The sequence below is a fragment of the Acidisphaera rubrifaciens HS-AP3 genome (assembly GCF_000964365.1).
GTDB classification, from domain to species: domain Bacteria; phylum Pseudomonadota; class Alphaproteobacteria; order Acetobacterales; family Acetobacteraceae; genus Acidisphaera; species Acidisphaera rubrifaciens.
On the sequence record NZ_BANB01000013.1, the window covers coordinates 1 to 8,466 of the forward strand.

The 8,466-nt window shown below is 70.0% G+C and carries 6 protein-coding genes; 1 reads left to right on the top strand and 5 read right to left on the bottom strand.

Going from position 1 to position 8,466, the window contains the following annotated elements; all coding sequences use genetic code 11:
• Positions 1 to 113: 113 nt before the first annotated feature.
• The gene (locus tag B8460_RS00570; protein ID WP_241771051.1) at positions 114 to 1,508 is read left to right on the top strand and encodes an AMP-binding protein; all 1,395 of its coding nucleotides are present in this window, start codon (positions 114 to 116) and stop codon (positions 1,506 to 1,508) included.
• Between the two features lie 7 nt (positions 1,509 to 1,515).
• On the opposite strand, the gene rsmA is transcribed toward B8460_RS00570, so the two are convergent.
• From rsmA to lptF, 5 genes are all read right to left on the bottom strand, one after another.
• Entirely contained in the window at positions 1,516 to 2,337 is an 822-nt protein-coding gene (rsmA, locus tag B8460_RS00575; RefSeq protein WP_048859622.1) for a 16S rRNA (adenine(1518)-N(6)/adenine(1519)-N(6))-dimethyltransferase RsmA, read from the bottom strand.
• Positions 2,337 to 3,659 (bottom strand): peptidylprolyl isomerase, encoded by a 1,323-nt coding sequence (locus tag B8460_RS00580; RefSeq protein ID WP_241771050.1) that lies wholly within the window; start codon positions 3,657 to 3,659, stop codon positions 2,337 to 2,339. The genes rsmA and B8460_RS00580 overlap by 1 nt, the downstream gene beginning before the upstream one ends.
• 84 nt (positions 3,660 to 3,743) lie before the next feature.
• Positions 3,744 to 6,020, bottom strand: coding sequence for an LPS-assembly protein LptD (locus B8460_RS00585; protein WP_048859624.1), 2,277 nt, complete (start codon positions 6,018 to 6,020; stop codon positions 3,744 to 3,746).
• Complete coding sequence (gene lptG, locus B8460_RS00590) at positions 6,021 to 7,133, bottom strand: LPS export ABC transporter permease LptG (RefSeq protein WP_048859625.1); 1,113 nt, start codon at positions 7,131 to 7,133, stop codon at positions 6,021 to 6,023.
• The gene (gene lptF / locus B8460_RS00595) at positions 7,130 to 8,269 is read right to left on the bottom strand and encodes an LPS export ABC transporter permease LptF (RefSeq protein WP_048859626.1); all 1,140 of its coding nucleotides are present in this window, start codon (positions 8,267 to 8,269) and stop codon (positions 7,130 to 7,132) included. The genes lptG and lptF overlap by 4 nt, the downstream gene beginning before the upstream one ends.
• Positions 8,270 to 8,466: the final 197 nt, after the last annotated feature.

Here is an 8,466-nt window from a genome sequence, read left to right on the forward strand (position 1 = left end):
GCCGCCGGTCGTGTCGGTCCTCGCGCCGCTGCTGCCGGAGGGGCTGATCGCCATGTGGGGCGCGGCGATCGCGGGCATCGGCAACCCGATCAACCCGTTCCTCGATCCGGCGCATATCGCGGGCATCATGCGCGCGGCGGGGACAAACATCCTGGTCACCGCCACGGCCGCGTTTCACGCCCGATCCGGCGCCCGACCGCGTCAGCGGCTATTTCCACACCGGCGGCACCACGGCGGCGCCGAAGCTGGTGCGCCACACGCAGCGCGGGCAGCTGCTCAATGCGTGGAACAGCGGCGCGCAGCTCGGCCCGGCTTCGGACGAGGTGGTGGGCCACGGCATGCCGAACTTCCATGTCGGCGGCGCAATCCTCGGCTGCCTGCGCAGCCTGGTGATGGGGCAGACGCTGCTGACGCTGACACCCGGCGGCTTCCGCGACGCGGGCGTGGTGGGGCGGTTCTGGGACATCGCGCGGCAATACGGCATGACGTCGGTGCTCGCCGCGCCGACCACCTGCGCGATGCTGCTGGCGCAGCGCGATGCGCGGTCGGACGGCCATGCGATCCGCGCCGTCAGCACCGGCGGCGGCGCCATGCCGCGCGACCTCGGCCGCGCGTTCCACGAGCGCTTCGGCACGCCGCTGCGCGAGCTGTGGGGCATGACGGAGTTCCAGGGCATCCTGTCGGCCAACCCGCTGGGCGCGACGGCCCCGCGCATCGGCTCGGTCGGGCTGATGAGCCCGTTCCATCGCGTCATCCCCGCGCGGATCGGGGACGGGGCGTTCGCCGGCGCGTGCGGACCGGGGGAGAAGGGCGTGCTGGCGGTCGGCGGCCCGTGCGTCACGCCGGGCTATCTCGGCCTCGACGACGCGGCGCTGTGCGTGCGCGGCATGCCGGACGGCGGCCGCTGGGTGAACAGCGGCGATCTCGGGGCGGAGGATGCGGACGGCTATGTGTGGCTGTACGGCCGGCAGAAGGACATCATCGTGCGCGGCGGCCACAACATCGAGCCGGCGCTGGTCGAGGACGCGCTGACGCGCCATCCCGCCGTGCAGGTCGCCGCCGCCGTGGGACAGCCGGACGCGCTGAAGGGCGAATTGCCGCTCGCCTACGTGCAGCTGCGCGCGGGCGCGCGGGCGACGCCCGAGGAGCTGCTCGACCTGTGCCGCCGCGAGGTGGCGGAGCGCGCGGCGGTCCCCGTGGAGGTCGTCATCGTGGAGACCGTGCCGGTGACGGCCGTCGGCAAGATCTACAAGCCGGCGCTGCGTCTCGACGCCATGGCGCGCGTCGCCGCCCGCGTGGTGGCGGACACGCTCGGCACGGCGCATGCGGTGCGGGTCGAGGCGGTGGAGACGACGACGCGCCCGACCGTGCGCGTGACGCTGCCATCGGACAATCTTTCGGACGGCGATGCCGCGCGGCTGCGCGACGCCTTCGCGCCGTTCCTGTTCGAGACGGAGATCGTGACGGTTGGTGAGGCGACGGCCGGTGAAGCGACGGCGGTGAGGTGACGGGCGCCTAACCCGACGCGACGAAGCGGGCGAGGCGGTCGAACTCCGCGATGCTCAGCGTCTCGGCCCGGCGGTCGGGCGCGATACCGGCGCGGTCGAGCAACTCGGCGCCGCCGAGGGGCCGCAGCGCGCCGCGCAGCATCTTGCGACGCTGGCCGAACGCCGCCTCCGTCACCCGCTCCATCGCGGCGAGCCGCGCGGGCGGTGGCTGTTCGGCATGGGGCGTGAGGACGACGACGGCGGAATAGACGGCGGGCGCCGGCACGAAGGCGCGCGGCGGCAGGCGCAGCGCGAGATGCGTGGCACAGGTCCACTGCGCGAGCACCGACAGCCGGCCATAGGCACCGCTGCCGGGCGCCGCGCACAGACGCTCGGCCACTTCCTGCTGGAACATCAGGGTCAGCCGCTCCCACGACGCCGCATGACGCAGCCAGCCGATCAGCAGACGGGTGCCGACGTTGTAGGGCAGGTTGGCGATGACCTGACGCGGCGGCGGCACCAGCGTCGCCGCATCCAGTTCCGTCGCATCGGCGGCGACGAGGCGCAGCCGCGGCTCGCCCTCGGCCAGTTCGGCGATGGCGGCGGCGGCGCGGCGGTCGATCTCGATCGCGGTGACGTCGGCGCAGGGCGAGTCGAGCAGCGCGCGCGTCAGCCCGCCGGGGCCCGGCCCGACCTCGACCACGTGCCGCCCCTCCAGCGCGCCCGCGGCGCGGACGATGCGGGCGGTGAGATTCTCATCCAGCAGGAAATGCTGGCCGAGCGAGTGGCGGGCATCGAGGCCGTGGCGCGCGATGACCTCGCGCAGCGGCGGCCGGGCGGGTGCCGGGATCAGGTTTTCGGCGTGGCGGCGCCGTCGCGCCGCTCGATCTCCGCCTTGCGCTGCAGGTCGCGGAGAAGCTGGCGCGAGACCAGTTCGGCGCGCTCGCCGAGCAGGCGACGCTGGATGTCCTCGGTCGATTCCTGCGCGAGGTTCTTCTCGGCGCGGCTGCAGACCATCATCACGGCGATACCGTCGCCGGACACCAGCGGCTGCGAGGCCTTGCCGTCCGGCAGATTGGTCAGCAGCGTGCGGAACGCGGCGGGGTTGATCGTCTCCAGCCGCACCGGGCCGGGATCGACCGGCCGGGTGGACCCGACCGCCTTGGCGGCCGCCTCCATCGCGTCGCAGCCATGGGTGGCGGCGCTCAACGCCTTGGCGCGCTCCAGCGTGCTGCGCTGCTGCTCGGTCGGATGCTGCGGATCGAGCGCGGTGGTGAAGGGCAGGAAGACCTGCCGCATCGTCAGCATGGTGCCGATGTCGTGGCCGATCTCGCGCTTGCCGCGCAGCGTGACGATGTCATAGCCGCCGGGCACGCGGACGGGATTGCTGATGGCGCCGGGCGGCATCTGCTCGACGAGGCGGGCGACGCCGGGATCGAGCTCGTTGGGTTCGACCCAGCCGAGATCGCCGCCCTCAAGCGCGGTCTGGCTCTGGCTGAACTGCGCCGCGACGACGGCGAAGGGGGCGCCGGAGCGGAGCTGCTTGATGACGGTCTCGGCGAATTTCTCGGCGTCCGGGGCGTGGGCGGGGGTGTCGGCGGGGATGAAGATTTCGCTGACCCGGTACTGGGGCTTGCCGGTCTGGGCGGCGAGGATGCGCTGCTGTTCGGCGACCTCCGCCGGGGTGATGGTCGCGGCATCGCCCAGCTGGTCACGGATCACGCGCAGCCAGCCGAGCTGCACCCGCACCTGATCGACCAGCGTGCGGAACGAGACGCCGTCCGATTCCAGCTTACGGCGCAGCGCGTCGGCCGGCATGTTGTTGCGCGTCTCGACCTCGTGGATCGCGGCGGCGATTTCCTTGTCCGTCACGTTGACGTGCCGGCGCTGGATCTCCTGCAGCCGCAGCCGCTCGTCGATCAGCTGGCGCGTCACCTGCGGCCGCAGCCGGGCCAGCATCTCCGGCGTGTTGGCGACGCCCGCGGACAGCGCGAAAAGCTTGGCGCGGTTCTCGACATCGCCCTCGCTGATGACGTCGCCGTTGACCACGGCGACGATGCTGCTCGACTGCGCGTGGGCGGCGACCGGCGCGAGGGTCGTCGCGACCAGCGCACACGCCCCCGCCGCGCCCTGCGCGAGCATCAGCCAGGAACATGCAACCGTAAGTTTCATTCGGCGGTTCATGCCATTTCTCTACGCAACCCTGTCTCGGGCGGCAAGCATGGCGGCCGCGCGAAGGCGATGCCGCCCCGTGTCTCAGGCGCCATGGAAGCCGAAGGCGCCGATCGTCTTGAGCGTGATCGTGAACAGCACCGCCTCGTAGCCGGAGAAGCCGTTCACCTCGGTGTACATGCGGGTGAAGCGGGTGTCCAAGATCATGCACTCGTTCTCCCACGCCGCCTCGGCGCCGAGCATGACCATCTGGTTGGTCTGAAGGTCGCGCTGCACATAGGCCGACAGATGATAATGGCCGAACCGGCTGTCGAACCCGGCCGTCGCCTCGTTGCGGGGAATGTAGAACAGCGGCGACGAGCCGGGCGGCGGCTGGTCGTAATAGGTATACGGATTGTTCGACGTATAGATGTAGCCGACATTGAAATTGAACACCGGCTTGCCGACCACCGCCAGCACGTCGGCCATCTTCGACTTGAAGTCGTTGTGATCAAGCCGGAAGCGATAGGTGACGTTGAAGAACGGGCTCGGGGCGAACGAGAGGTGCCCGACATAGTCAGAGACCGGGCCGGTCAGGCCGGAAAACGGGATCATCGTCAGCGGCTCGGTCGAATAGGACTGGCCGAACAGGGCGTCCACCACGGTGCCGTTCAGGTACCACGCGCCATGCATCGCGAGATTGAGGCGCGAGCCGCCTTCCAGCATGTCGATGCCGGGGAAGCGGTTCCATCCGAACAGGTTGGAGTCGGTGAACTCCAGATCGAGGCTGTCCTCGTTCGGATAATGCAGCATCTGGTGGTTGCCCATGTTCGGGCCCACCACGACCTCGGCTTCCGGCTCCAGGATCTGCGAGCCCCAGTCGGTGCTCGTGCGCATGAAGGGCCAGCGCAGATCGAGCGCCATCTGCGGCATCGTGCGCGCCGCCGTCAGGTGCGAGACCGGGCCGTAATTGGGCTGCTGGTCGAACGCGGTCGCGTTATAGGCGGCATTCACCAGGTGGAACTGCAGGTTCCACATGTCGCCGAACAGCCCGGTGAACGGCCGGGCGTAATTCAGGATCAGGTCCGCGCGCTGCGTGTTGGTGCCGACGTTGCGCAGGACGTTGAAATCCTCGGTATCGAGCGACACGCGGCCGCCGAGCGGATCGACCTGCCCGAAATAACTGTATTCATAGCGCGGCAGCACGATCGGCAGCGTCGTCTGCGCGATGCTTGTGTCAAGGCTCTGGTAGAAGGTCGTATCCAGCTTGGTATAGGAGCCGGTGCCGAACCCCTCGACAAACAGGTTGCTGGTCAGGATGTCGGCGATGCCGCCGAAATAGTTGCCCAGGTTGTAGTCGTTCAGATAATTGACCGACGACGCCCGGTCGAACGTGAAGCCATAGCGCCACGTGTCGTCCCAGCTGAACGTCCCGTTGGCGAAGATCGATCCCTGCAACTGCCCGTCGAGCTGACCGGCCGACAGGTTGACGTCCATCGTCCCGTCATTGAACCGCCGGCGATAGTCGGCATCGACCTGGCCGCCCTGCTGGGTGGTGATCAGCGGCGTCACGGTGATGTCGGACTGGTCGTCCAGCACGCCGTAGTACGGCAGGCCGAAGAACGCGCCCACCGTGCTCGCCTGCCCCATGACCGGAATCATGATGCCGCTCGCGCGCTGCACGCTCGGGTCCGGCGTGTTGAAATACGGCAGATAGACGACCGGTATGCCGAAGGCGTCGACCGTCGCGTCATAGAACTCGATGCGCTTGTGCTCGACGTCCTGCACCCCGGAATAGGCGCGGATCTGCCACAGCGGCGGCTTGCTTGGGTCCTTCATGCAGACGTTGCACGTCGAATAGACGAGGCGCGACAGCTCGTTGACCTCGCCGCCCGTGCGCCGCGCGCCGTTCGCCGCGAGCCGCCCGTTCTGCGTCAGCTGCGCCCGCATGCCGCGCAGCACGGCGTCCTTCATGCCCTGACTCAGCTCGATGTAGTCGGCGAACATCACCTGTCCGTCCGGCTCCAGCAGGACGACGTGGCCGATCGCCGCCGCGACATCGGTGTTGCGGTCGAAGGTGACCTTGTCGGCGCGCACCTCGTGGTCGCCCTGCCAGGCATCGACGTTGCCCGTCGCGGTCACGATGCCGGTCGCGCGGTCATAGGTGACCTGATCGGCGGTGAAGGTGACGGGCTGATCCTTGCTGACCGGGCTGCCTTTTGGCTGTTCCAGCGCCTTGCCGATCTGCGCCTGCGCGCTGCCGGCCATGCCGGCAAGCAGGCCGCCCATGACGACGAGCCCGGCCGCGAGGCGGCGCAGCGCGGCAAAGCCCCGCCACGCGGCGGCGGCCGGACGGTCGGGGTCGGTCACCGCGCGCCTCACCTAGCTGTCCTCCAGGTGCAGCAGCAGCGCCACCGCGAACATCAGTCCCGACGCCGCCGGTGCCCAGGCGGCGAGCGCCACCGGCAGCGCGCCGGACTGGCCGAACTCCTCGGCCATCTTTGAGATCATGAACAGCGCGAACCCGGCCGCCACGCCGCTGCCGAGCATGCGCGCCACGCCCCCGCGCCGCGCCGGGCGCATCGAAAACCCGGCCGAGACGAGGGCCATCGTGCCGCACAGCAGCGGCAGCGCGAGCAGCGACTGGAAATGCAGCCGGTGGCGGATCGACGAAAATCCCGACCGGTCGAGCAGGCGGATGAAGTCCGGCAGCGCCCATACCGACAGCGTGTCGGGCGAGGCAAAGCTTTCCTGCACGCGGTTGACGGTCAGATCGGTCGGCAGCAGCGTCACCTGCGGTCGCCCCGGCACCTGGTCGGGCCGCACGGTGCGGGCGTTCTCCATCAGCCAGACGCCGGGGCCGAGCGTGGCGCTGCTGGCCTCGATGCGCGTCAGCAGGTGGTCGTCCCCGTCGAGGCGGAAGACGCTGACATCGTGCACCGTCAGCGTCTTGGCCTTCAGCGACACGCCCAGCGCGTGGATGATCGCGACGCCCGACCGGCTCAGCCCGTGATCGGACTGGCGCAGCCAGAGCTGGCCGCCCGCCAGCGCGAGCGGGCCGCCGCCGGCGCGCAGATAGAGGTTGTCCAGCTGTTCCGCCCGCGCCAGCAGCATCGACGACAGCGGGCTGCCCGCGGCCGTCGCGAGCCCGCCGAGCAGCATGGCGCAGAAGACCGGCGCCGCCAGGAACTGCCAGGCGGAGACGCCGGCCGCGCGGGCGACGATCAGCTCCGAGCTGCGGGTCAGCCGCCACAGCGCGAGGATGCCGCCGAGCAGCACCGCAAAGGGCAGGATCTGGATGGCGATATAGGGCAGCCGCAGCGCCGCCATCTCGGTGACGAGGCCGAACGTCGCCTCCGGCTTGCTCGCCGACCGGCGCAGCAGCTCGATGAAGTCGAACAGCGACACCAGCCCGCTGAGCGAGGCGAGCATCACCAGCACCCAGGCGACGAAGGTGCGGGCGATGTAGAACGAAAGGGTCGCCGCCAGCGTCACGCCGCGGCACGCCGCAGATTGCGGGCCCGCATCGCCACCAGCAGCTCCGGCGCGAACAGCAGCCAGGCGCACAGGATGCCGGGCCCCGCCGAATGCAGCCACATCAGCGGAATAAGCGCCCCGTCCCGCGCGGCAAGGTTGTCCACCGCGAGGCCGACCGCCAGCAGCAGCACCACCGCCAGCACGGCGACCAGCGGCCGCAACAGGCCGCCATGGCGGCGGAACATGCCGGTCAATGTCGAATACAACGCAACCATCGTGAACGAGAGGGCGGTCAGCGGCGTGGTCAGGCGCTTATACGCCTCGGCCCGCCACTTTCCCTCGTCGCGGGGCAGCGCGATTCCCTCGGGGTGCAGCAGGTCGTGCAGCGACACTTCCGACATGTCGCGCAGCCGGTTGGCGTCGCCCTTGTCGCCGCGGTTCAGGTCGATCGTGTTCTCGCCGAAGGTCAGCACGTTCAGCCGCCCGGTCTGGCGGTCGATCTCCTGCCGGCTGCCGTCCTGCAGCAGCACGCGCGGCCCGGCGGGCGTCTCCAGCAGCCGGCCGCTTTGGGCCAGGATGGTGGCATGCGCCGCCGGATTGCGGCCGTCGTCGATCATGATGCCGTGCAGCGTGCCGTCCGCGTCGCGCGTCCGCACGTACACGGTCATGTTGTCGCTGATCTGCGTGAACACGCCGTCCTGCAGCAGGAAGGCGGCCATGCGGTTGCGGATCTCCCACTGGAACTCGCGGAACGAGCGCAGCGTGTCGGGCACGATCACCAGGTTCAGAAGAAAGCAGACCCCGACCGCGATCAGACCGGTCGCCAGCGCCGGCCGCGACAGGGCGAACGGGGACAGGCCCGCCGCGCGCATCACCGTCAGCTCCCGGTCCCCCGACAGGCGCTGATAGATGAACTGCACCACCACGAAGCAGGTGATCGGCAGGATCACGGCGATGAAGCTCGGGATCAGCAGCCCGGTCAGCTCGAGAAAGGTGCCGAGCGACAGGCCGTGGTTCACCACCATCTCGACGAAGCGCAGGCTCTGCGTCAGCCAGATGAGCGCGGCGAGGCCGCCGGTGACGGCCACCAGCGACAGGGCCATCTGGCGGAACATGTAACGGTCGATCCGGGTGAACAGCGGGCGTCCTGGCATAGCGGCAGCGATGCTCTCCCTGGCGGCGCGCCGGACCCTAGCGGAGCCGGCGCCCCGCGGCCAAGCCGCAGCCCGCCGCGTGGGCGCTGCTTTTGGGCCAGAGGCGGCAGCGTTGCAACGGGCGTTACGTGACGGTGACGCACCGCCGCATCATGACCATGCGGGTCGCGCGGCGACGCGGGTCATGCGCGCGCCGA

Bases quoted from the DNA above. Each gene is read 5' to 3' on its own strand.
- B8460_RS00580 (WP_241771050.1), bottom strand. From the start codon at position 3,659: ATGAAACTTACGGTTGCATGTTCCTGGCTGATGCTCGCGCAGGGCGCG.
- lptF (WP_048859626.1), bottom strand. From the start codon at position 8,269: ATGCCAGGACGCCCGCTGTTCACCCGGATCGACCGTTACATGTTCCGC.